Origin of the sequence: Sulfitobacter sp. TCYB15 (assembly GCF_040435955.1) — a bacterium.
Taxonomy (GTDB): Bacteria; Pseudomonadota; Alphaproteobacteria; order Rhodobacterales; family Rhodobacteraceae; genus Sulfitobacter; species Sulfitobacter pontiacus.
The window spans coordinates 341,072-365,226 of sequence record NZ_CP159193.1 but is presented as its reverse complement, the minus strand read 5'-3'; the positions used below and the strand labels follow the sequence as shown (position 1 = coordinate 365,226).

At 61.7% G+C, this 24,155-nt stretch carries 21 protein-coding genes; 10 read left to right on the top strand and 11 right to left on the bottom strand.

The genetic code is table 11. The features are described 5' to 3' along the window. Window positions 1-63 precede the first annotated feature (63 nt). Genes ABM428_RS01700 through tsaD form a run of 4 tightly spaced genes read right to left on the bottom strand, consistent with a single transcriptional unit; the run spans window position 64 to window position 2,792 of the window. The gene (locus ABM428_RS01700) at window positions 64-483 is read right to left on the bottom strand and encodes an EVE domain-containing protein (protein ID WP_184583665.1); all 420 of its coding nucleotides are present in this window, start codon (window positions 481-483) and stop codon (window positions 64-66) included. After that, window positions 483-755, bottom strand: a complete 273-nt coding sequence (locus ABM428_RS01695; RefSeq protein ID WP_005850688.1) for a YciI family protein — start codon at window positions 753-755, stop codon at window positions 483-485. Before ABM428_RS01695 ends, ABM428_RS01700 begins: the two co-directional genes overlap by 1 nt. A 1-nt stretch (window position 756) precedes the next feature. Next, on the bottom strand, window positions 757-1,710 hold the full coding sequence (locus tag ABM428_RS01690; RefSeq protein ID WP_353628090.1) for an NAD(P)H-dependent glycerol-3-phosphate dehydrogenase: 954 nt from the start codon (window positions 1,708-1,710) through the stop codon (window positions 757-759). Next, window positions 1,707-2,792: a tRNA (adenosine(37)-N6)-threonylcarbamoyltransferase complex transferase subunit TsaD gene (gene tsaD / locus ABM428_RS01685; RefSeq protein WP_037965645.1), complete on the bottom strand. Its 1,086-nt coding sequence runs from the start codon at window positions 2,790-2,792 to the stop codon at window positions 1,707-1,709. The genes ABM428_RS01690 and tsaD overlap by 4 nt, the downstream gene beginning before the upstream one ends. An 80-nt stretch (window positions 2,793-2,872) precedes the next feature. On the opposite strand from tsaD, the gene ABM428_RS01680 reads away from it, so the two are divergent. Beyond that, window positions 2,873-3,574 (top strand): uroporphyrinogen-III synthase, encoded by a 702-nt coding sequence (locus ABM428_RS01680; RefSeq protein ID WP_353628089.1) that lies wholly within the window; start codon window positions 2,873-2,875, stop codon window positions 3,572-3,574. On the opposite strand, the gene ABM428_RS01675 is transcribed toward ABM428_RS01680, so the two are convergent. Next, window positions 3,566-4,267, bottom strand: coding sequence for a hypothetical protein (locus ABM428_RS01675; RefSeq protein ID WP_353628088.1), 702 nt, complete (start codon window positions 4,265-4,267; stop codon window positions 3,566-3,568). The two genes, ABM428_RS01680 and ABM428_RS01675, sit on opposite strands and share 9 nt — an antisense overlap. Between ABM428_RS01675 and ABM428_RS01670 the strand changes: the two genes are divergently transcribed. The 4 genes from ABM428_RS01670 to ABM428_RS01655 all read left to right on the top strand — a co-directional run bounded on the left by ABM428_RS01670 (window position 4,248) and on the right by ABM428_RS01655 (window position 8,110). Continuing rightward, window positions 4,248-5,147 (top strand): mitofilin family membrane protein, encoded by a 900-nt coding sequence (locus ABM428_RS01670; protein ID WP_353628087.1) that lies wholly within the window; start codon window positions 4,248-4,250, stop codon window positions 5,145-5,147. The two genes, ABM428_RS01675 and ABM428_RS01670, sit on opposite strands and share 20 nt — an antisense overlap. Before the next feature lie 12 nt (window positions 5,148-5,159). Then, the gene (locus ABM428_RS01665) at window positions 5,160-6,671 is read left to right on the top strand and encodes a heme biosynthesis protein HemY (RefSeq protein WP_132997625.1); all 1,512 of its coding nucleotides are present in this window, start codon (window positions 5,160-5,162) and stop codon (window positions 6,669-6,671) included. Window positions 6,672-6,830: 159 nt separating this feature from the next. Further along, the gene (locus tag ABM428_RS01660) at window positions 6,831-7,535 is read left to right on the top strand and encodes a fumarylacetoacetate hydrolase family protein (protein WP_340245098.1); all 705 of its coding nucleotides are present in this window, start codon (window positions 6,831-6,833) and stop codon (window positions 7,533-7,535) included. A gap of 92 nt (window positions 7,536-7,627) precedes the next feature. Continuing rightward, on the top strand, window positions 7,628-8,110 hold the full coding sequence (locus tag ABM428_RS01655) for a cytochrome c family protein (protein WP_005850674.1): 483 nt from the start codon (window positions 7,628-7,630) through the stop codon (window positions 8,108-8,110). Between the two features lie 63 nt (window positions 8,111-8,173). Here ABM428_RS01655 and ABM428_RS01650 read toward each other — a convergent pair whose 3' ends face one another. The 4 genes from ABM428_RS01650 to ABM428_RS01635 all read right to left on the bottom strand — a co-directional run bounded on the left by ABM428_RS01650 (window position 8,174) and on the right by ABM428_RS01635 (window position 12,579). Continuing rightward, on the bottom strand, window positions 8,174-9,169 hold the full coding sequence (locus ABM428_RS01650; RefSeq protein WP_353628086.1) for a P1 family peptidase: 996 nt from the start codon (window positions 9,167-9,169) through the stop codon (window positions 8,174-8,176). Window positions 9,170-9,236: 67 nt separating this feature from the next. Then, entirely contained in the window at window positions 9,237-10,823 is a 1,587-nt protein-coding gene (locus ABM428_RS01645; RefSeq protein ID WP_132997622.1) for an ABC transporter ATP-binding protein, read from the bottom strand. Further along, the gene (locus ABM428_RS01640) at window positions 10,820-11,635 is read right to left on the bottom strand and encodes an ABC transporter permease (RefSeq protein ID WP_037942493.1); all 816 of its coding nucleotides are present in this window, start codon (window positions 11,633-11,635) and stop codon (window positions 10,820-10,822) included. The genes ABM428_RS01645 and ABM428_RS01640 overlap by 4 nt, the downstream gene beginning before the upstream one ends. Next, window positions 11,632-12,579: an ABC transporter permease gene (locus tag ABM428_RS01635; RefSeq protein ID WP_037965886.1), complete on the bottom strand. Its 948-nt coding sequence runs from the start codon at window positions 12,577-12,579 to the stop codon at window positions 11,632-11,634. Before ABM428_RS01635 ends, ABM428_RS01640 begins: the two co-directional genes overlap by 4 nt. A gap of 172 nt (window positions 12,580-12,751) precedes the next feature. Here ABM428_RS01635 and ABM428_RS01630 point away from each other — a divergent pair, with 172 nt between their 5' ends. Then, entirely contained in the window at window positions 12,752-13,204 is a 453-nt protein-coding gene (locus ABM428_RS01630; RefSeq protein WP_037954025.1) for a hypothetical protein, read from the top strand. Window positions 13,205-13,302: 98 nt separating this feature from the next. Here ABM428_RS01630 and ABM428_RS01625 read toward each other — a convergent pair whose 3' ends face one another. Further along, window positions 13,303-16,572: a Hint domain-containing protein gene (locus ABM428_RS01625; protein WP_353628085.1), complete on the bottom strand. Its 3,270-nt coding sequence runs from the start codon at window positions 16,570-16,572 to the stop codon at window positions 13,303-13,305. Between the two features lie 569 nt (window positions 16,573-17,141). Between ABM428_RS01625 and ABM428_RS01620 the strand changes: the two genes are divergently transcribed. Genes ABM428_RS01620 through ABM428_RS01605 form a run of 4 tightly spaced genes read left to right on the top strand, consistent with a single transcriptional unit; the run spans window position 17,142 to window position 22,010 of the window. Continuing rightward, entirely contained in the window at window positions 17,142-18,458 is a 1,317-nt protein-coding gene (locus ABM428_RS01620; RefSeq protein WP_353628084.1) for an HlyD family type I secretion periplasmic adaptor subunit, read from the top strand. A gap of 48 nt (window positions 18,459-18,506) precedes the next feature. Next, window positions 18,507-19,424, top strand: coding sequence for a glycosyltransferase family 2 protein (locus ABM428_RS01615; RefSeq protein ID WP_132997619.1), 918 nt, complete (start codon window positions 18,507-18,509; stop codon window positions 19,422-19,424). Between the two features lie 6 nt (window positions 19,425-19,430). Then, window positions 19,431-20,861, top strand: coding sequence for an oligosaccharide flippase family protein (locus tag ABM428_RS01610; RefSeq protein ID WP_353628083.1), 1,431 nt, complete (start codon window positions 19,431-19,433; stop codon window positions 20,859-20,861). Window positions 20,862-20,918: 57 nt separating this feature from the next. Next, a complete protein-coding gene (locus ABM428_RS01605; protein WP_353628082.1) occupies window positions 20,919-22,010 on the top strand; it encodes an acyltransferase in 1,092 nt (363 codons plus the stop codon). On the opposite strand, the gene ABM428_RS01600 is transcribed toward ABM428_RS01605, so the two are convergent. Continuing rightward, window positions 21,982-24,066: a hypothetical protein gene (locus ABM428_RS01600; protein ID WP_353628081.1), complete on the bottom strand. Its 2,085-nt coding sequence runs from the start codon at window positions 24,064-24,066 to the stop codon at window positions 21,982-21,984. The two genes, ABM428_RS01605 and ABM428_RS01600, sit on opposite strands and share 29 nt — an antisense overlap. Window positions 24,067-24,155: the final 89 nt, after the last annotated feature.

Below are 24,155 nucleotides of genomic sequence, written 5' to 3'. Positions count from 1 at the left end.
CGCCCGCTTGGTTCAGCGGGCGTTTTTATGTCTAAAACGTGTGATTAAAGCGTGTATTAGGCTCTAGGGTTTGGTGTTTCCCAAGGCGCAGATCGCGCTCCATTGCTCTGCTGTGACAGGCTGGACAGACAGACGCGGGCTTTTGACCAGCGGCATATCATCGAACCGGCCATCGGCCTTGATATCGTCCAGCGTCACCGGTTTTTCAAACGGGCGCACGGCTTTGATATCGACACATTCCCAGCGTGCGTCCTCGGTCGAGCTATCGGGATGCGCGGCGGCGCAAATCTCGACAATGCCGACAATCGCGCGCTCGCCTTGCGAATGGTAAAAGAACCCCAGATCGCCAACCGCCATCTCGCGCATGAAGTTGCGCGCCTGATAGTTGCGCACGCCGTCCCATTCCTCGCCCGCGTCCCCCTTGGCGACCTGATCCGGCCAGCCCCAAGTGGAGGGTTCGGATTTGAACAGCCAGTAGGCCATTACCCGATCACCCGGTTCCACGGGATCAGTTGCACATCGGCAAACAACCCGGCCTTGGCATAGGGGTCATTGTCGGCCCAATCCTGTGCCGCGGCTTTGTCGGCGACATCCAGAATGACCAAAGACCCGATCATATCGCCGGCATCATCCAGCAGCGGACCGGCCTGGGCAACGACGCCAGTGGATTTCAGATATTCCACATGGGCGGGGCGGTTTTCCTGACGCACGGAAAGCGCGCCAGCTTTGTCTTTGGCAATAAGGGCAACCAGCATGTTATTCTTCCTTTAAAGGGCGGGTCAAAAGCGCTTTCATCGCGCTTGCTACATCTAAGCGGTTCTCGACCAGACCTGCAACGGCGGCGGTGATCGGAAGATCCAGCCCGTTGTCATGGGCCAGCGCATCGACCGCCCGCGCGGTGGCGGCACCTTCGACGGTGGTGGCGCTGTCAAAGGGCTCCCCCCGGCCCAGGGCCAGCCCCAGCCGGTAGTTCCGCGATTGGGCCGAGGTGCAGGTCAGCGTCAGATCGCCAAAACCGGACAGGCCCGCCAAGGTCACCGGATCCGCGTGGTGATGCGCGGCAAGCCGCTGCATTTCGGCGAAGCCACGGGTCATCACGGCGGCGCGGGCGCTTTCGCCCAGGCCCGCGCCGATTGCGGCACCGCAGGCGATGGCCACCACGTTTTTCAACGCGCCCCCCAGTTCCGCACCCACGGTATCAGAGGTGCGGTAAAGACGCAGGTTTGCCGTTGTTAGGCTCTGTTGTAGGGTCGCGCAGGTGGTTTTATCGGCGCAAGCAAGGGTCAGTGCCGTGGGAAGCCCCCGTGCAATATCCGCGGCAAAGCTTGGCCCCGTGAGGATCGCGGCGGTCGCATGGGGCAGCACCTCGCGGATCACGGCGACAGGGCCAAGGCCGGTGTTCAGCTCGATCCCCTTGCAACAGGCGACGATGGTCTTGCCGTCCAGCGCGGCAGCGTGATCGCGCAGAAACCCGCGCAGTTTTTGCATCGGAACAGCGGCGAGCAAGGTCTGCGCCTTGGCGGCCTCTGCCAGATCCTCGGTCACGAACAGGCCCTCGGGCAGCGGGCAACCGGGCAGGCGGGCGGTGTTTTCGCGGCTTTGCCCCATGCCCTGCGCATCCCGCGCCCATAGCGTCACCGCGCCCTTACCCGCCAAAGAGATCGCCAACGCAGTGCCAAAGGCACCGGCCCCCAGAACGGCAATGCTCATGCTTTCGCTCCTTTTTTGCCGCTGCCCAACATGGCGGGCTGGCGTGTGTCCAGCGGCCAACGCGGGCGGGCCGATAGGGTCAGATCATCGGGCGCGCGCAGCTGGCTTTGCTCGATCGCGGCAAAGGCGATCATCGCGGCATTATCGGTGCACAGCGACAGCGGCGGCGCGATAAAGGCGCAGTCTACTTCGGCGGCAACAGTCTCTAACCCGCGGCCTATTGCCTTGTTCGCGGCCACACCACCCGCCACGCAAAGGGTGCGCACATCAGGCGCGTGATCCAGATATTTCCGCAAGGCGCGGCGGGTCTTTTCGGCCAGTACATCGGTAACGGCAGCCTGGAAACCCGCAGCCAGATCGGCCTGATCCTGAACGCTCAACCCGCCTTTTTCGTCGATCACCTTGTCCCGTGTGCGCAGCACCGCCGTTTTCAACCCCGAAAAAGACATGTCGCAATCGGGCCGGTCCAGCAGCGGGCGCGGCAGGGCAAAGCGTTTGGGGTCGCCCGCCTTGGCCGCCTGTTCAATCGCGGGGCCCCCCGGTTGCGGCAGTGAGATCAGGCGCGCCACCTTGTCAAAAGCCTCGCCCGGGGCGTCGTCGATGGTGCCGCCCAAGCGTTCAAACCGGTCCGGCCCATGCACCAGCAGGAACTGGCAATGCCCGCCGGACACCAGCAACATCAGGTAGGGATAGGGCACATCATCGGTCAGCCGTGGCGTCAGCGCATGGCCCGCCAGATGGTTCACGCCATAAAGCGGCTTGCCCGTCGCGGCTGACAGCCCCTTGGCGCACATCACGCCCGACAGCACGCCGCCGATCAGCCCCGGTCCCGCGGTCACGGCGAAACCGTCAACATCCGCCAAGGTCAGCGCGGCCTCGGCCAGCGCCTTTTCGACGCAAAGGTCCAGCTTTTCCGCGTGGGCGCGGGCTGCGATTTCGGGGACGACACCGCCGAAAGAGGCATGAAGCTCGGTCTGCCCCACAACGACAGAGGATAGCACGAGGGCGCGTTGCCCCGGCAGCTGACGCACCAGCGCGGCGGCGGTATCATCGCAGCTGCTTTCCAATCCAAGAAGTAACATGGCTGTTTCCGTTGCAAGGGTGACAGGGGCCAAGTAACACCTTGGGGCAGGTGGAACAATCCTTGGGGCCCAAGCGTCAGATGACAAAACCAGCGTTGATCCTGACCCGCCCTGCGCCCGCCTGCGCGGCGTTTGCGGCCAGCCTGCCGGATGCGCTGCTGTCGCGGGTGCGGGTGGTGACCAGCCCGTTGCTGCACATTCTACCGACCGCAGCGCCTGTTGATCTGGGCGGCATCGGCGGGGTGATTTTTACCTCGGCCAATGGGGTGGCGCATGGCCCGGAGGGCGGCACCGTGCCGGCCTATTGTGTGGGCGAGGCGACGGCGCAGGCGGCTGCGTCCAAGGGCTGGCAGGTCGCGTTTCACGCGCCCGATGCTGCGCGTTTGCTCCCGATGATCAAGGCACATCGCCCCGCAACGCCCCTGCTGCATCTGCGCGGCACGCATCAGCGCGGGGATATTGCCGAACGGTTAACGCAGGCCGGTCTGCCGACACGCGCTGTGGTGCTTTATGACCAGCGGGCGCTGCCTCTGACGCGTGACGCCCAAGCCGCGCTGGCAGATGGCCCGTCGATCGTGCCGCTGTTTTCCCCGCGCACCGCCGCGCAATTCGCCGATCAGGCATGTGAAACGCGGCGGGCTACCATCATCGCCCTCAGCCCCGCCGTGGCCGAGGCGCTGGCCCGCACAGTGGTTCAGCAGATACTCATCGCCCCAGAACCAACCGCCACGTCACTGCGTTTTACGCTTGAAACTGCGGTGGATTGGAACAGGTTAGCTTGAAGGTCGACCTAGATGCCGTCTAAGGTTGTGCAATACGTCTGATATCAGGTCAGAATCGGAAAGGTTTTTAAGCGTGGCGAAAGCGAAAACACCCAGTTCAGGTGACGACACCCCGAAGACATCTTCGACATCAAGGGCGTCTGCTGCCGCCGCCAAGCCGAAGACCACAGCCAAGAAAACCGGATCGTCCACCGCGACAAAACCGGCTGGGTCAACGGCGAAGCCATCAACGGCCAAGCCCAAGCCTGCGGCCAAGACATCCGCTGCAAGCGCGGCGAGCGCCGATAAAACCGCGACAGGTAAAGCCAGCGATGACAAAGCGAGTGCCAAACCGGAAAGCGTGAAAACCCCCGACACCGCATCGAGTGCCGCGAAAGCAAGCGACGCCAAAGAGGCAACGACACCCGCTGTGAAAACGGGGGGCAGTGATACAGCGGCCAAGGCTGCTACGCCCGCGACCGCCTCGACGTCTGCCAAACCCGAGACGAAGCCGAGCGACGCGAAATCCGATGCAAAGCCGGGCACGGCCTCTGATAAACCGGCAGCACCTGCGTCAAAGCCCGCGACGTCAACCGCATCGACCACATCAGCGAAACCGGCCACGCCGACCAAGACGCCGCCCCCCGTCACCCCTGTGGCAGAGCCTGAAAAGCGCGGTAGTGTCTTTTGGCCGATGCTGTTCGGCGGGATCATCGCGGGCGGGATCGGCTTTGCCGTGGCGGAATATGATTTGCTGGAACAGGCGGGCCTGCGCCCTGCGGACAGCTCGCAATCTAACCTGACCGACACGATCGCCGCGCAAGAAGCACGGATCAAGGCGCTGGAAGAGACAGACCCGGCCCCCGCGCCCACCGATGACGCCGCCCTGCAAGAGGTTCAGGCGCTGGTGGCCGAACTGGCCACCCGTGTGGATGATCTGGGTAACCGCCCCGCGACAGAGGCACCGGCCCCTGTCGATACGTCAGCCTTTGAAGAGGAACTGGCGGCGCTGCAATCCTCGGTCGAGACGCAGCGGGATGAAATTCAACGTCTGCTCGACAATGCGCTCAGCGTAGAGGAAGCGACGGCGCAAGCCGCACAGGCCGCGACGTTGCAATCCGCCTTGGGCCGGATCGTCTCTGCCGTCACAACCGGACAGCCCTTCGAGGCAGAGATCGCCGATCTGAAAGCCAATGGTATTCAGGATGTCCCGCCGGCCCTTGCCGATACGGCGGCGACGGGCGTTGTCACCGCCGCCAATCTTCAGGACCGTTTCCCCGATGCGGCACGGGCATCGCTTGCCGCGGCACGCGCGGCCTCGCCTGATGTGGACGGGGGCGGCATCGGCGGCTTCTTCAAGCAGCAGTTGGGGGCGCGGTCGGTTGCACCGCGTGACGGGGATGACCCCGACGCGATCCTGTCGCGCGCCGAAGCGGCAATGCGCGACGGGCGTCTGGCCGATGCGCTGGCAGAGGTGAAAGCCCTGCCGCCCGAAGCCAAAGAGCCCCTGTCCGAATGGCTGTCTGATGCGCAAGCGCGCCACGACGCCCAAGACGCCGTACAGACATTGACACAACGCCTGACGGCGAACTGAGGAACCTGATTTATGCTTTGGTCACTGATTAAGATCGTTGTGTTCGTTGCGGTGATTGCCGCCATCACCTGGGGCGCATCGTTCTTGCTGGAAAGCTCGGGCGGGTTGCAGGTCACCGTGATGGGCACCGAATACAGCTTTGGCCCGCTGCAATCCGTGATCGCCGTGGTCCTGCTGGTTGTTGCGGTCTGGATCATGCTCAAGATCTTTGCGCTGCTGGTTGCGGTCTGGCATTTCCTGAACGGCGACGAAACCGCGCTGTCGCGCTATTTCGACCGCAACCGCGAGCGCAAAGGTTACGAGGCGCTCTCCGAAGGGCTTATGGCGCTGGCCAGCGGCGAAGGGCGTCTGGCGATGGCCAAGGCCGCAAAGGCGGATAAATACCTTGAACGTCCCGACCTGACCAATCTGCTGATCGCGCAGGCTGCGGAAATGGCGGGCGACCGTCGCAAGGCAGAAGAGACCTATCGCAAGCTGGTCACCAACGAACGCACCCGTTTTGTCGGTGTGCGCGGGATCATGAAACAGAAGCTGGCCGAAGGCGACACGGAAACCGCGCTGAAGCTGGCCGAGAAAGCCTTTGCCATCAAACCGAAACACGCCGAAACCGGCGATGTGCTGCTGAAACTACAGGCCGAGAAAGAAGATTGGGCCGGTGCGCGCCAAACGCTGAACACCAAGCTCAAGAACGGCCAGATGCCGCGTGATGTGCATAAACGTCGCGATGCCGTGCTCGCCCTGTCCGAGGCGAAAGACGTCATTGCCGAAGGGAACAGCATCGAAGCCCGCGAGGCCGCGATCGAGGCGAACCGCCTGTCCCCCGATCTGATCCCCGCAGCCGTGATGGCGGCGCATGGCTATATCGATCAGGGCAAACCGAAATATGCGGCCCGCGTGCTGAAGAAAGCGTGGGACGTACAACCGCACCCCGATCTGGCCGGTGCCTTCGCCGCGATCCAGCCGGACGAGACCCCGAAAGAGCGGCTCAAGCGGTTTACCACGCTGACCCGCGTGCAGCCCGACCACCCCGAGACCAAAATGCTGCTGGCAGAGCTGAACATTGCCGCCGAAGATTTCCCGCAAGCGCGCCGGTCCTTGGGGGATCTGGTCGAAACCGACCCGACCGCACGTTCGGTCACCTTGATGGCGGCCATCGAACGGGGCGAGGGGGCTTCGGATACCATCGTCAAAGGCTGGCTGGCACGGGCGCTGACCGTATCGCGCGGCCCTCAGTGGATTTGTGACAACTGCCAACATATCCACGCGAGCTGGAAGCCGATCTGCGAAAACTGCCACAGCTTCGATACGCTGGCGTGGAAAACCCCGCCCATGTCCGAAGTCGCCATGCCCGGCGGTGTGCAGATGCTGCCGCTGATCGTCGGCGCGCTAGAGGATAACTCGGGCGCGGATGCCAAGCCGCCTGTCGCCACCCGCGCCGATATCGAGGATGCAGAGCTGATCGACGACACCCCCGCAGACGCCGCCGATCCGGTTGAAAAACCAGCGACCCAGCCCGAGAAATAGCGCGGGGCCCAAAGGTGAACGAAAACAAAGGCCGGCACGTATTGTGTCGGCCTTTTGCGTTACAGCTTATGTCTAACCTGCCTTTTGGTGTCTTATCGGATGACGGGGCTGCCGCAGGGGCGTATGTCTGTGACACGACTATTGCAAAGGATATGCCCCATGCCCGCTGATGATTTTGTATTCCCCCCCGCGCCGCAGACCAGTCTGGCTGTGCAGGGCACCGACGCCCGTTTTCCCATGCGCCGCATCTTTTGCGTGGGTCGCAACTACGAGGCGCACGCCCGCGAGATGGGCAAAGATCCGACGCGTGAGGCTCCGTTCTTTTTCACCAAACCCGCCGATGCGGCGCTGGATACGCCATGCACCATCCCCTATCCGCCCCAGACAGAGGATCTGCACCACGAGATCGAGCTGGTGATCGCCATCGGCAAAGGCGGGCGCAACATCGCGGAAGCCGACGTGATGGATCACGTCTGGGGGGCTTCGGTCGGGATCGACCTGACCCGCCGTGACCTGCAGGCAGAGGCGAAGAAAGCCGGTCGGCCATGGGATTGGGGCAAGGCCTTTGACAACTCCGCCCCGATTGCCGCGCTGAAACCCATCGCCGATGTCCCGTCTGTGGAACAGGGGCGCATCTGGCTTGCCGTGAACGGTGAGGTGCGGCAGGACGCCGATCTGGCCGATCTGATCTGGTCAGTGCGCGAACATGTGGCGATCTTGTCGCAATCTATGGCGCTGGCCCCGGGGGATATCATCATGACGGGCACACCGGCCGGCGTCGCCGCCCTTGTGGAAGGGGATGTCGTGACCGGCGGCGTTGACGGGATCGCGACGCTTGAGGTGACAATAGGCCCCCGCGCCTAAGCCCCAGCATCGCCCCCGCGACAAAAGCGCCCGTTGAAATCACGGGGGCGCCCCCTAGGTTATAGGATGATTCATACATATGGGAAATCGCAATGAAACATCTCTATAGCGCTCTACTGGCCACCGTGATCGCGGTTCCGGCCCTGGCAGACAGCCATAGCATGGGTGACGCAGACGCCGGCGAAAAGCAGTTCGGCAAATGCAAAGCCTGCCACATGATCGTGGACGACGCTGGCGAAACCTTCCAGCGGGGCGGCAAGGTCGGTCCGAACCTTTACGGGATCATCGGCAAGCAGGCCGGCACCGTCGAAGACTATCGCTATGGCGATGATCTGGTTGCCGCTGGCGAAGCCGGTCTGGTCTGGGACGAAGCCAATATGGCCGAATACCTGCAGAACCCCACCGATTTCCTGCGCACCACACTGGATGACAAGAAAGCCCGTTCGAAAATGTCGTTCAGAATGCGCAAAGGTGGCGAAGATGTTGCGGCCTATCTCGCGACGTTCTCTCCCGAAGCCGAGGCCGCAGCAGACGCGCCCATGGCCGACGATGCAGAGGCCGAGAAAACCGAATAAGCGGCTCTAACCAGCCTGATTGGCCCGCGTTCCCAAAAGGGGAGCGCGGGCTTTTTTATGAGTTTATCTGTTCAGATCAGACCAGCAGGGCAGCAGATCGCCCGCCGCCGGTGTCGCGTGATAGGCCGCCCGCGCAATCGCCCGCGCCAGACACAGTGACGCGGCATGGCCGATCAGCGGCAGAATGCTCTCGGCAACCTCATGCGCGCCGGTGCTCAGGCCAAAGACCAGATCACCGTCATAGGGGGTATGCGCAGGCACCGTGGCCCGCCCGATCCCGTCATGGGCCGCAACGGACATCCGCTGGCATTGCGCCTTTGTGAGGGTCGCATTTGTGGCGACAATCGCGATCGTTGTATTCTCGCGCGGGGACATCGACGCCATCTTGCGGCTTTCCATCGTCATCCCCAGCCCCGTCGCCGGGTCCGGGCCCATGCCGCCGAACTCTGCATCCACCTCGAAGGGGGCGGCGTAGAAGTGACGGTCACCCGGCGTGGTGACGGCCCCCACCGGATTGGCTGCGACCAATGCGCCGACCATTGTCCCATCCGGCAGGTGCAGTGACGCGGACCCCAGCCCGCCTTTCACCATCGCGCTCAGCGCGCCGGTGCCCGCGCCGATGGTGCCAAGCGTGAAATCTTCAGCCGCGGCATCATAGGCGGCACGGCCCAAGGCGCGGTAGGGATTCTCTGCCCAAGCCTTGTCACCGCCGTTCAGCAGGTCGAACAGGATCGCCCCCGGCACCAGCGGGATTGTGGCATCGCCCAGCCGAAACCCGCGCCCCGCCGCGCGCAGCCCGTCCACCACGCCCGAACAGGCATCCAGCCCATAGGCCGACCCGCCCGACAGCACCAGCGCATCCACCGCGGCGACCGATTTATCGGGGGCGAGCAGATCCGTCTCGCGCGTGCCGGGGGCACCGCCCATCACATGGACAGAGGCGGTAAAGGGGTCATCCGCCAGCAGCACCGTCGTGCCGGATTTCAGCGCATCGTCCTGCGCGTTTCCCACCCGAAGGCCGGGCACATCGGTGATCAGGTTTCTGGGTCCGGGTTTCATAGGGCAGGGCCTTTGGTTGGTGCGGGACGCTCCGCGGGGAGTTTATTTGGCAAAATGAAGCAGGGCATCACAGATCCGGCAAACGGGGCGCGGCGGCGAGGAGTTTTTGCGTGTAAGGGTGTTGCGGGCGATCAAAGACGTCGGCGGTGGCACCTTGTTCAACGATCTGCCCCGATTTCATGACCAGCACCCGGTCCGTGACTGTGCGCACCACCGAGAGATCATGGGAGATAAAGAGATAGGTCAGGTCATAGGCGCTGCAAAGCGCGGCCAGCAGATCAAGGATCTGCGCCCGAACCGAGACATCGAGCGCGCTCACCGCCTCGTCAAAGAGGATGAGGTCGGGGCGGATGATCAGGGCGCGGGCGATGGCAATGCGCTGGCGCTGCCCGCCTGAAAATTCGTGGATGTATTTGGTCGCATCTTCCGGCGACAGCCCCACGGCGGTCAGCGCATCGGCGATGGCATCGCTGCGGGCGCGGCCCTTGGGCGGGTCGGGCAGCAGGTGGAACGGTTCGGTGATCAGCCGGTCCACGCGGTGGCGCGGGTTGAAGCTGCCGAAGGGGTCCTGGAACACCACCTGCATTTTGCGCCGTACGGCAAGATCGGGTTTGCTGCCGCTATAGACCGCTGCACCGTCCAGCGTGATATTGCCCGATTGCACCGGTTCCAGACCCAAAAGCGCCCGCGTCAGGGTCGATTTCCCGCAGCCGCTTTCACCCACGAGGCCCAGGCGTTCGCCCCGTTGCAGGGTGAAGGACACGTTATCGACAGCGCGGAAACGCCCCGGTTTGCCGAAGAGCGTCTTGCGTGGCAGGGCGTAGTCGCGGCTCACGTTTTCCACCTTTAGCAGCGGTTGCGGAGGCGGGGCGGCAGGCAGGGCGACCGCATGGGTCGAGGCGGCAAACAGCATCCGCGTATAGGGGTGGCGCATGGTGTGCAGCAGGGCCTGTGTGTGCCCCTGTTCGACGATCTCTCCCTTGCGCATGACGATGATGCGGTCGGCCATATCGGCGACCACTGCCAGATCATGGGTGATCATCAGCAGCCCCATCCCGTCATCCCGCGCCAGCGATTTCAGCAGATCAAGGATCTGCGCCTGGGTCGTGACATCCAGCGCGGTGGTCGGTTCATCGGCGATCAGCAAGCGCGGCCGCAGCGCGATCGCCATCGCGATCACCACCCGTTGGCGTTGCCCGCCCGACAGCTCGTGCGGGTAGCGGGACAGGGGAAAGCGGTCATTTGGCAGGCCGACCCGCTCAAGCGTTTCGGCGGCTTGGCGGGCCGCGGCGTGACGTGACACGGTTTTGTCGTGGATACGGATGGTTTCCGCCACTTGATGGCCGATGGTCTGCACCGGGTTCAGCGCCGTCATCGGTTCCTGAAACACCATGCCGATGTCATTGCCGCGGATCGCGCAAAGCTCGGATTCGGGCAGGGCCAGCAGGTCTTGATCCCCCAGCATGATATGACCGCGCGCCTGCGTCCCCTTGGGCAGCAGCTGCATCGCCGCTAGCGCGGTCATGGATTTGCCCGACCCGCTTTCGCCGGTGACGGCCACGATCTCTCCGGCGTCGACAGAGAGGGTCACGCCTTGCAGGATATTGAACCGGTGGATCGCCACCGACAGGTTGGTGATGCTGAGCAAGCTCATATCCGGCGCACCCGCAACCGCGGGTCCAGCGCATCGCGCAGCCCGTCGCCCATCAGGTTCAGCCCCAGCACCGTCAGGATGATCGCGAACCCCGGCACCAGCGCCATATGCGGTGCGATGCTGACCATGGTCTGCGCATCTGCCAGCATCCGGCCCCAGGATGGCGTCGGCGGCTGCGCGCCCAGCCCGACATAGGACAGCCCTGCCTCGGCCAGAATGCCGAGGCTGAACTGGATCGTCCCCTGCACGATCAACAGATTGGTCACATTGGGCAGAATATGTTCGACCGAGATCCGCGCCGCCGATTTACCCGCGACACGCGCGGCGAGGATGAACTCGCGCTCCCACAGGCTAAGCGCGGCACCACGGGTGATGCGCGCAAAGACGGGAATGTTGAAGATGCCGATGGCGATGATCGCGTTCACCGCGCTGGCCCCGAAGATCGCTGTGATCAGGATTGCGATCACCAGTGAAGGGAAGGCAAAGACCAGATCGTTGCCGCGCATGATGATCTCGTCCACCAGCGACCCGCGTTTGGCTGCCGCCCACAGACCAAGCGGCACGCCAAGGCCCATGCCGATACCCACCGCCACCAGCGCCACGGCGATAGAGGTGCGTGCGCCGACCATGATCATGCTCAGGATATCGCGGCCAAAGTGATCGGTGCCCAGCAGATGCGCGCCGCCGACCCCTTGCAGCTTGTTCGGGATATCCATCGCCGTATGGGAAAACGGCGTCCAGACAAAGGATACAAGCGCGGACAGCAGAAAGACCGAGGTCAGCAGCGCGCCAAGGATCAGGTTCCGGTTCATGCGCGCGCCCTCAGACGCGGGTCAACTGCCGCATAGGCCAGATCCACAAGAAAGTTCACCACAATGACCGAGAAGACCAGCAGCATGACCACGGATTCCACCACGATCAGATCCCGCGCCGAAATGGATTGAAACACCAGCCGTCCAAGCCCCGGCAGATAGAACACCTGTTCGATGATGATCGACCCCGCCAGCAGGAAGGAAAACTGCAGCCCGATGATCGTCAGCACAGGGATCAGCGCATTGCGTAACCCGTGCCGCCACAGTGCTTGTCTTTCGGTCAGCCCTTTGGCGCGGGCGCTGCGCATATAGTCTTCGCCCAAGACATCCAGCAGCGCAGACCGCATGACCCGCGCCAGAATAGCCGCCTGGGGCAGGGCCAGTGCGATGGCGGGCAGGGTCAGGGCGTGCAGCCCCGTCAGCACGCCTTGATCCCAGCCGACAAAACCGCCGGCGGCGAACCAGCGCAGGTTAATGGCGAATATTAGCACAAGGATCATCGCGAACCAGAAATTGGGCACCGCGACCCCCAGTTGTGTGGCCCCCATCACCCCCATATCACCGGCTTTGCCACGCCGCGCCGCTGCATAGATCCCGGCGGGAAAGGCGATCAACGTGGACAGCCCTAGCGCGTACAGCGCCAGAGGCAGGGACACCCAAAGCCGCGCGGCGATCATCTCGGACACGGGGGTGCGGTAGGTATAGGAGGTGCCGAAATCCCCCTGCAGCAGCCCGCCGACCCAAGCCAGATAGCGCGCCGGTTTCGATGCATCGAGCCCAAGTTCACTGCGCAAAGCAGCAAGCGTTTCAGGCTGCGCATTCATCCCCAGCATAAAAGAGGCCGGGTCACCGGGGGCAACTTCGATAACGGTAAAGATCACCAGCGACGCAACAGCCAGGCTGATACAGAGCGAAAGCAAACGTTTGAGCGTGTACCGGATCATGCGGCCGAAGGTAGGCGCGCAAATCAACAGCGTCCAGCGCAGAAAAACCTTTTTAAGGCGAGCGGGTTACCCGTCGCTCTCTTTTTGGTGAACCGATTAGTTTTGGGGCAGGGGAACCAATTCGCGCTGCACGGGGTTGGGTATGCAGAAACGAGAATTTAGGAGCTTAACGATGACCAACACATTTAAGACACTCGCTATTGCCGCCCTTATGGGTACCGTATCCGCACCAGCATTTGCTGCCGCACATGCTGACACCTCGATGACCTGCGCCGAGTTCAACGAACTGTCGAAAGACGATCAGATGATGGTAGCTTCCGCTGCGATCGCAGAGATCGATGACGGTGACAACGGCGGTTCCATGGGCAACTCCGGTCGTGACACAGGTGATACAACCACCACCACTACTGTAACAGCAGCCGAAGCGACCGACGATGAGCCTGAAGAAGGTTCGCTGGAAGGTGACCTGAAAGCTGTGGAAGACACCGGTGGTAACACTGCTGAATCCAACATGACAGCAGAGCCAATGGACGAAGCCGCGATGGAACAGTTCATGGTTGTATGTAACCAGAACCTTGACGCCACCGTAGGTGAGGCCGCTGCTGGTCTGCCAGGCGACAAATAAGACTTAACCCTTCAGGGTTTTGCGGGCGGGTGCAGAAATGCGCCCGCCTTTTTTGTGCGATACAGCCTACGATACAGTGACTAAACCGCGCTTTAGGGTCAGGCGCGGGCCTCTGCCGTTGTCACTGTATTACGGGTCCGAATGGACTTGCTCGCCTGTTGCCGGGCCAGATCAGCGCTTGCTTGCAGGATCAGGCGCGAGGGGGCCTTACCCTTGCCGCGCGCAGGCAAGCCGTGCTGGTTCAACACCTGTTTCTTCTTCAGGAACACGCGTGCTGTGGGGCCATAGACCTTGGCGACTTCTTCGCGGTTGACGCGCCCTGTGCCCAAGGTGGGCAGTACCTTGGAGAATGCCGCGCGATGCGGTTTGCTCATCTGGTCCAGCGCCATCGGGCCGGGGTAGAAGCTTTCCGACGGGACGTTCTCGGCAAAGATCACCTGATGGTCGTCGAACATCAGGTGAACGTAGGTGACCGATTTCTTGCCCTTGGCGATGCGCACGCCTTTGGCCGCATCGGCAAGATGTTTGGCGCGGGCAAAGTTATCGCCGCTCTGGCCGACCAAAACACCATGTTGCTGCGAGACCAAGAGATCCCGTTCGGCACCGAAAGTGCCACGTTTGATCAGCACGGGATGCAGATGTGATCCCTTTTGCATCTGTTCGGCATCGTAAGACCGCGTGTTGATCCAGCGGATTTTCTGCGGGCCGTTGTCCATTGTGGTGACAAGATCGCCGACACGCAGGTCTTCGACCAAGACATCCCCGCGCGGCGTGCGGATGGCGGTGCCTTTGCCAAAGCAGACGACGCCGGTGTTGTCATAGGTAAAGTGCTGCGCCTGCACGCCGATGAACTTGAGCGACCCATCCTCGAACTTGGAATTATAGGTGTAATCCGTGGTCTCGAAGTTGGACTGATCCAGAATGCCATTGTCTTCATAGTCAGCGCGCAGATCGAAGATCTTGTCGTAATAGCCGCTTAGATCAATGAAATCATTATTGGTGGTGTCGTCGTCATCCAGCGGGCCGGTATTGCCCGCGTTGAAATCGGTGATCGTGTCGTGACCGCCGGAGTAGACGAATACGTCATCGCCGTCGCCGCCTGTCAGCTGGTCGTCGTCCTGACCGCCGTCGAGCGTATCATTGCCGTCGCCCCCGATCAGGGTGTCGCGGCCCGCGTCGCCGTGCAGATTGTCGTCGCCACCGCCGCCATCGATTGAATCATCGCCGTCGCCGCCGGACAAGCTGTTGTCCTGTGTCCCGCGCGCGGTGATGGTGTTGTCTTTGCTGTCGCCCTTGACCGACGCGGCAGAGTTCTCGAGCGCGACGTTTTCAAAGTTCAGCAGATCGCCACGGTCGTTTCCTGCGTGGTCCAGCCGGCTGGCGGCAAGATCGACGGTGTGATCCGCCCCCAGCCCGCTGCCTGCGACATAGGTATCGATGCCATCGCCGGCGTCGATGGCGGAGTTCGCGTCGTCCGCTGTGGTGCCCGCCTCGCGGATGATCCGGTCATCGCCCGTCCCGGCGTCGATGTCATAGGCACCATCACCAACCTTGATCGTGTCATCGCCTGCACCGGTATCAACCGCGACACCGCCAATGCTGGCATCCACATAATCCGATGAATTGGTCAGAACCAGCTTTTCAATCTCGGTGAAGGAAACGCTGTTGGGGCCTTCGGTCGCGGTGCCCGACTCTGCGCCGGTATAGGTGACAGAGACACCGTTGCTCAGCGCGTCGAAGGTGACGACATCATAGTCCTTGCCGCCTTCGCCACCGGCGATTTTATCGGTGCCGAAATCATCTTCCATGACAAACAGATCGGCGTCATCCCCGCCCGACATGGCATCATTGCCGGTGCCGCCCGCGATCGTATCGTGGCCCGTGCCACCCTCGATCCGGTCGTCACCGCTGCCGCCGGACAGGCTGTCATTGTCCGCCCCACCAGAAAGGCTATCATTCCCACCGTCGCCATAGATCGTATCGTTGCCAGCCCCACCGTCCAGCGTATCATTGCCGGCATCGGTCGCGCTGATGGTCGACATCTTGAGGTCGCCAACACGGATCGCGTGGCCGGTATCATCGGGGTCGTGGTTGTTATACTCGATCTCGATCCGCGAAACGGGGCCTGCGATATCGACCTGCAGGAAACCCGTCTTGGCATTGGTCGTGCCCCGCCCCGCATCCGTGCTGATGGCACGGCCGGTTTCGTCGTTCACGTCCAGCGTATCGCTATTGCCCGCCGTCAGATCGACAGGGATAAGATTGCCGTCGGCGTCATAGGCCCGCACGATGACTTCATCCACGAAGCCATAGGCCTGATCGATGTCGAAAATACCGAAGGTGACATTGCTCACCTCGTCCGACACGCCGCTGTCCAGCGACGAGAAGTCGATGCTCATCTTCGCGGTATTCGGGTCCGACCCCTCCGCACCGCCAAGGATACGGATCGACGAACTGTCGCTTAGTTCGTTGTAGTCATACAGCGGGTCGTTCCGCTCCATCGTGGCAGAGCGGAAGTTCTCCCCCTGATCCACGGACATCGTGACCTGGATATTGCCGGACGAGGTGACCCCGGTGATGCCACCCGTGACGCTAACGCCGTCCTCGATATTCTGGTTGGCCCAGGAAAACGTGGTCTCTTCGGTGGTGTCGGCGTCGCCGTGGAGGCGGTCGTCGCCGTCATTGCCTGCAATATAGTCATTTCCCGCGCCGCCCAAAATCGTGTCATCGCCCGACCCGGCCGAGATTTTGTCGTTGCCTGCGCCCAGCTTTACCGCGTTGCCGCTGTTGTCCACCTCGTCCGCTTGCGCGTCCGTCGATCCCACACGCATGGAATCATCACCCGACGTCCCATCAACGGTGCCATCCGGCGCAACATAGTCGGCATCGACGCGGCTGGCGTACATCATCGACTCGTTTGAAGAGACAGTGTTGAACGTGATGGAGTCGATGGGCCCCGCCTCAAGCGCGGATTGGTAATCGGAGGAGCTGGCAGCCGGCGCAAGGAACAGGTCGCCGTTGGTGGATTGGAAGACAATCGCCGTCACGGTCGCCTGGGAACCGTCGGCGTAGGTCAGCGTCGCGGCATAGGAGGCAATGGCGTCAAAGTTCTGGCTGTTGCCATCGTCGATGCGGAAGGTGTCAGACCCGTTTTCCCCACTGTTATCAGTAGAGTATGTGCCGCGTGCAGTATTTCCATACCCCCGCGCCCCCGGAGAGAAGGACTTGATGTTGTTGTAAAGTGGGCTGTTGGCACCCCCAAAGGTTTCCCCCTCCAGCGAGCGTGCGTTTTCGCTGATCTGGTTTCCCTCGGTCGTATCGATACGACCGACATTCCCAAGGTAGAAAACGTTAAATCTGGTTGCCATTGTTACAGCCCTCAACATCTTTGAACCGGTGGCAGGCCTGTGGCCCGCGTCCTGTGTATTGTTGTGGGTACGGGGACAATGTGGCGTCACTTTGACCGGAAACAAAAACAATGTGGCCATGTTTCTATGCTTTTGATCGAAACAATACACAGTCTGGTAATGATCAACGCCAAGCGCACAGCGTAAAAACGCGGGGGCAGGGCCTATGCGCCGCGATGTGATCAAATGGTCTAAAATGCCGGGTATTTAGAGATGTGACCGAAGTGCACGGTAAAAGCGGCGTGAACTTGCAGCGGCCATAGGGCGGGCTTGCTGAAGGTTGACCGCAGAGATTTTGCCCTAGTCGACTGAAAATAAGCGATTTTATCTGTCTCTCCCCCCTCGGGGCTGACCTCCTGCTTGGTTTAAACCCATCGGGCAACAGGGCACCCCTGACCCTGTACCGCGCGGCCATGCAGACTCCGCGCCTCAATTCCGCCGCACGAATGCCGCCGCAGCGCCTCAAGCCTCTGTCGAAAGTGAATGACCCCCAGCATCCCCGCCGGGTCCATCAACCAAAGGAGCTTTCCGTGCCACATCATGCCCCCCCTGAGCCCAAGACCGGCCTTTGGCACATTACCGGTGCTGCGATGGCCGCGACGTTCTGCTTGTTTGCGCTGCTTGGGGGATGGGCCGCGACAACACAGCTTTCGGGGGCGGTGATCGCGACGGGGCAGATCGATGTGGCGGGCAAGCCCAAGGTGATCCAGACGGTGGATGGCGGCGTGTTGGCAGAATTGCCGGTCCAGAACGGGGATATCGTCAAGGCGGGGCAGGTCTTGGCGCGGTTTGATGCCACGATCTTGCAGATTGATCTGCGCATGGCCCGCGCCCGTCTGGCCGAGGCAGCGGGCCTGCGCGCCCGTCTGGAGGCAGAGCGTGACGAAAGCCCCGCCCCCCGTTTCGATGCCATTGATCTGCCAGCAAAAATCGGCGCGCTGGATATGACGCAAGCGCAGGCAGGGCAGGCCGCGATATTCGAGGCGCGGGCCCAGATGCGCGCGGGGATGCGCGCCCGCATGGCCAGTGATCTTGCCGATGTCGAAACCCAGGCCACGGGCCTTAACGGTCAAATCTCTGCGCTGGAACAACAACTTGCCATCCTCACGACAGAGCTGCGCAGCCTCACGCGCTTGGTTGAAAAGGGGCTGGCCCCGCAGGTCCGTTTGTCGCAGCTACTGTCCACGCGGGCCGGTTTGCGCGGTGACCTTGCCGCGCGGCGGGCGGATCTGGCGCGGTTGATCCACCAACGCTGGACGCTCAAGCTGGAAAGCCTGCAAGCCGATCGCCGGTTTCAGGAACAGGTCGCGCTGCAACTGCGCGAGGTCACTGCCGAAGTTCAGGAACTGACCCTATCGATCCTCACCCGCCAAGCGCAGCTTGACCGTATTGCCATTCGGGCGCCCGTCGACGGGATGGTGCATGAACTGCGCGCCACGACCGTTGGCGCGGTTGTCGGGGCGGGTGCGACCTTGATGGATATCGTGCCGCAGCAGTCAAAGTTCGAATTCGAGGTGCAGGTCGATCCGCGCTCGATCAATCTGGTACGCTATGATCAGCCCGCCACCCTCGTGCTCACCGCCTTTGACCCGCACACGACCCCGCAACTGACCGGCAGCGTTTACAGCATCTCTCCGCAAGTGGTGGTGGACCCGCGCAATGGCGACAGCTTTTATCGGGTCATTCTGGATATCCCCCGCACCGAGCTGGACCGTCTGCCAGCCTCCGTCCGTTTGGTCCCCGGTATGCCGATCGAGGCGTTTTTGAAGACCAAAGACAGGACCGTGTTGAGTTATCTGGCAGAACCAATCAGCAGCCAGCTGCGCCGGGGGTTCCGCGGCTCCTGAGACCTCGACGTTAGCGAAATCTTTACCATCTTCCCGTCTTAAGAGGGGATGAACACACCGTCCGCCCCGCCCGGCATCACTGTCGTGATCCCCCATCTCAACCAACACAACGCTCTTGCGCGTTGCCTTGCTGCGCTGGACGCCGGAACGCGGAAGCCGGTCGAGGTGATCGTCGTCGACAATGGCTCCGCCCGGTCACCGCAAGGAGTTGTTAACGATTACCCATGGGTATCCCTGATCCATCAGCCGATCCCCGGCCCCGGCCCCGCACGTAACCTTGGCGCGGCGCGGGCACAGGGCGATGTGCTCGCCTTTCTGGACGCCGATTGCCTGCCCGACGCGCATTGGCTGACGCATATTGCCGCGCATATGGCGCGCGACCCCCATACGATCCTTGGCGGTGATGTCCGTATCGAACGTAAAGCGCGCAGGCTGGACCCCGCGACCGCATATCAAGCGATTTTTGCGTATCGGATGGACCGCTACATCGCGCAGCAGGGGTTCACGGGGACGGGCAATCTGATCGTGCATCGCAAGGTGTTCGACGCGGTCGGCCCGTTCAAGGGCCTCCACCATGCCGAGGACCGCGACTGGGGCCAGCGCGCCACCTTTGCCGGATATCGCATAGGCTTCGCCGCCGATCTGGTTGTCTATCACCCGCCGCATACGGCGACGGGCCTGCGGCTGAAATGGGACAGGCAGCTTGCCCATGACTGGACGCGCTGTACCGGCCTTGGCGGCCGGATCCGGTGGGCGATAAAGGCGCTGCTGCTTATTCCGTCACCGCTATGCGCTGTGGCAGAGGTTGTGACCAGCCCCCGCATCAAGGGCGCGCGCAACCGTGTGATGGCCTTGATCGGGCTGACGTCTATCCGGCTTTACCGCGCGCGACGGATGCTGTCGCTGCTGCGGGGCCATGACCCCGAACGGCTTTTGCACCGGTGGAACCGCATTGACCTGCCCTGACATCACATGCGCGACATGGGGTGGCCCGTGATCCGGTCCTTTGGCTTTCTGCTGTCCGGCAACGCCTGCGCCGCCGCGATCTTGCTGCTGCGCACGGTGGTGGTGTCGCGTCTGATCGGCCTCGAAGATTTCGGGATCGGCACAAGCCTCGTGCTCGCGCTTGCTATGATAGAGATGCTGACCGCGCTTGGCTTTCAACAACAGATCGTCAATGCGCCCAAAGGGGATGACGCGGATTTCCATAGCGCGCTGCATGGTGTGGCGCTGATACGCGGCATGATCGGGGCGGCGGCGCTGTTTCTTCTCGCGCCGCTTCTGGCCCGCTCCTTTGGGGTGGTGCAGCTGACATGGGCGTTTCAGCTGATCTCTGTAGTGCCGCTGTTACAGGGGGGGATGCATCTGGACGTCTATCGCCAGACCCGTCACGACAAACATCGCGCCGCAATATGGATCGCGCTGCTGCCGCCGCTGGGGTCGTTGGCCGCGCTGCTGCCCCTATCGCGGATGTTCGATGACTTCCGCATCATGCTTTTTGCCATGTTGGTGCATATGGCGCTGGGCACGCTCATGTCTCACGCAGTTGCGAAACGCCCTTACCGGCTGCGGTTTGATGGGACCGTTATGGTCCAAAGCATGCAGTTCGGATGGCCCCTCATGGCAAGCGGCGCGGTGATGTTTCTGGTGTTCAATGGCGAACGCGCCATCGTCGGGCGTCTTCTGGGGCTAGAGGCGCTGGCCCTGTTTTCCATGGCCGTATCGCTGACACTGACGCCGTCGCTGGTTCTGATGCGCAGCACGATGAGCCTGTTTCTACCCCGCCTGTCAGCCAGCACCGCGCGCCAGGAATTTCGGGCCCGGGCGATCACCACGATCCAAAGCCATATCGTGCTGGCCGCAGTGATGGTCACGGCAGTCTGCCTGCTTGGCGGTTCCTTCGTACACCATGTGCTGGGCGATAAATACCGCGCTGTGCTGCCCCTGCTGACGCTCTTGACGGCGGTTCAGGCGTTGCGGGTGGTCAAAGGCGGGTGTGCGATTGTCGCGCTGAGCGAAGGGTATCGCAAGACCGAGCTTTTGACGGACCTGTTGCGTATCGCGTTCCTACCCCTCGCGGCATGGAGTGTGCTGCAAGGCGCAAGCCTGCCCCATGTGGTGCATATCGCAGGACTGGGCGAAGCCGCAGGGCTGATGATTGCGCTGCTTTGGATGCACCGCGTGCAACGGGTGCCGCTATGGCCATTGGCCCTGCCGCTGATCTGTATGGTCGCGGTATTGGCTTGGGCGGTTTTCACGCAGGACCAGCCGACGGGATTTCGGGCCGCAGGCTTCGGTCTGTTGCTGGCCGGTCTGGCGATGGCGCTGCCTGACCTCCGCAGAATTATTTTCACAAAAGGAGCACCCGATGGGATGGAGTCCAAGGCGATACAGCACCGATAAGAAGACTTTGACCGCACAAGTGACATGCCGCGGCCAAAGCAACGGCAGCCGTTCACCATGAAGAGACGCGCCAAGCCGCCCCGCCTGTCTGCGCTTGCCATCGGGCGGGACAACCACTTTAACCTCATTCGCTTTCTGGCGGCGGTGGCTGTGTTGGTCTCTCACGCGTGGCCGCTCGCGCTTGGGCGCGGCACGGTTGAGCCTTTGAAAACAGCGCTTGGCTATTCGCTGGGGGAGCTGGCGGTTTTCGTTTTCTTTGGCCTGTCCGGCTTTTTCATCGCGGGCAGCTACGACCGGCAGGGGTCTGCCTTGTCCTTTGTCATGGCGCGGGCCGCGCGTCTGCTGCCGGGGTTGGCCGTGTCGATCTTGATCGTGGCGCTGATCATGGGGCCGCTGGTCAGCGGGTTAGACCCGGGTACGTATCTGTCGCATCCCGATACGGCGCGGTTTATCGTGCAAAATATACTCTTGTTTAAACCACAATATACCTTGCCGGGCGTGTTCACGACGAATCCCTATCCCACCGTAGAAGGTTCGATTTGGACGCTCGCGCATGAGGTCGCCTGCTATGCGCTTATCCTGTTCGTCGGCCTTGTCGGGGCCCTGTCCCGCCGGCGGGTGATGGCGGTGCTGTTGGCGCTTTACCTGATCGCGTGGGGAATCGCGCCGTATCTCGGCGACCTCATTCATCCGCGCCTACAGCAAACGCGGCTGCTGTCGTTGCCCTTTGTTTTCGGGGCCTCCTGCTGGATCTGGCGCGATTATATCACCTTGCGGTGGCCCTTCGTCGTTGGGTTGATCGTCCTGACATGGGCCGTGCACGCTACGGTTTTCGCTTTTCCAATGCTTGCACTGGCTGTGACCTACACCAGCCTCTGGGCGGGGTATTGCAAGCTAGACCCCCTGCTGATGTTCAATAGGGTCGGAGATTATTCATACGGAATATATATTTACGCGATGCCGCTGCAGGGGCTGGTGGTTTGGGTGTGGGGGGACATGACGCCAGCGCTGAACATTGCGCTGGCCTTGCCGTTGACGTTGCTTTGCGCGGTATCGTCCTGGCACTGGATTGAACGACCCGCGCTGACCTTCGCGCGGGAGGGGCAGCGCGGGTCTTTGATCACGCGGAGGATAGCACCGCGCCGATAAAGCCGCTATCGCCCAATGTATTTCCCACAAGGTCGCTGCCATAGGGGGCCTGCGCGGGTGATATTTTGGGCAGATCGGACAGTGCGTCGGGGCGGTAGTCACCACTGCCTGTGTTGCTGCCGGTGTGAGAGCGGTCGTCGACCCAAGGCGAGGCGATATGTGAAACCTCACCGATAGACGGCAGTTCCCCCAGCCACGAGGACGGGCCATAGCCGGGTTCATTACTTGACCCTGCGATTGCGACATTATGCGACCATCCAACCTTGTACCGCGCTGGCCAGTTGCCGGTAAGGGAGGTTTCGCCGGAAAATACATCGCTTTTGATGTTGATGCGGTGAAACAGATTGTTCCGGAAAGAGCCCGACTTCGCCACGTTCTCGCTGCCGTCCAGATACAGCAAATTCGCGCGTTCCCCCGCGATGGTATTGTTGTGCACAACGATGTTTTGGGCTGCATTTGTGTCGCTGTCAGCGTTCAATCGCAGCGCCGCATTTGTGGAGCTCCCCCAGCTTTCCACGATGTTCCCTACAAAAGCAAAGCCCCGCTCTCCGATCTCGGCGCTTGCGGAAACGATTGCATTGGTAGCGCTGCCATTGCTGAATGTGTTCCACCCTAAAAACGTGCCGGTCATGGCAGGCCGGTTGCCAGTCGGCGCCCGGAGGGTGAATTCGTCAAGTCCCGAACAGCCGAGCGCCTGATAGGTGATTGTTCCGGCACAGCTTTTGCAGCCGATCGCGGTGACCATGATTGCTTCGGTCGAAAAGGAATTGCCCTGGTGTGGATCTTCGTTGGGCACGACGGAGCAGTTGATTTGTACAAAGCGCCCCACCCGGTAAACCCAAGCGCCGTAGCTGCCGAATCCGTTGGCGTCCCAAAGACAGTTCTTTGTTATCAAAAGATTGCCTGCCGAGTCCGCACCACTGTCCAGAAACACCGTGTTCGCCCCGCCTTTCTGCAAAGTGACATCACAAATCTTGAGGTGCGTTGGTATGCCGTTGAAACGATTGACCCCACCGTCGGTTAAGATCGTGGTATCCCGTTTGAACGGGTCTTCAGCCCTGATACACAAGGGCAACTGTGCCGAGCGACCGGCAGCCTTGAAAGGCGTTAGGATATGCGACCCCTCTGCCAGTAAAATCGTGCCACCGCCTGCATCATCCACCCGCCCAAAATGCGCGGCATTAAATTCCTTGATCGCGTTGGCCGCGGCCGCGATTGTCGCGAATGGGGCGGCAATGGCATCTGCGCGCGCAGACGCAGCCTGACCCGTCGCATCGTCGCCCGTGGTTCCATCGACTTGGGCATAACATGCCCCATACCCGCCGCTCGTGTCGTTCAGCATCCGAAGCGTCGTCAGGTTGGGGGACGGATATTCATCGGTGTCGGCACTGATGGAAAAGGCGTCCCCCACCCATGGGTAGATGGTGGCATCTACAGTCAATAAATCCCCCTGGGCCAAGCCTGATAGATCAACCGTCGCTGCATAATGCGAAACATGGAGCCCCGACGCGTCAAATCCAAGACTGCTTTGCGACGACACAAGCTGCGATGCTTCGTTGCCAAGCGTATCGCGGACGATGAACCGCACCGCCGCGACGGGTTGCCCCTGTTGGGCATATGCGTGGGCAACTGCCAGCCTTAGTATATGTGCATCATCTTCTACCCTCTCACGGTCATGGTTTAACCACATGGCAATAGGCCGGGGCGCTGGCCTTGTGCTGTGATTGATTGCACCGTTGATAGTATCGCCCGCGTAAACGAAGTCTGAACACGCGACGGTCTTGTCAGTAAAATTTGAATGATCTGGGTAGGGCTGCCTGACACGGCTGGTGAATTGCACAACCGAAGCCCTGCTGACAGCCGTCGCCGCCGTATCAAAACCGCGCCGGTTCACGGTCACATTCCGCGCCTCGGAAGTGGTGGAAAACGACGGTATATCTCGGTGCTCGGCCTGCCAACCATCTGCAAGAATTTCCGTGACGGGCGAAATCTTTAGCGGCGGCGACCCCGCTATCGTTTGCCCCAGTTTCATGCCCAGCCCGAGTGTCATCTGCATAGTCCATACCTTGCGATCAGAATTCGTAGGCATCGATACATATCAACCTCGCTGAACCGTTGCCCTCGCAGGGGAAGAGGCGGAGGGCG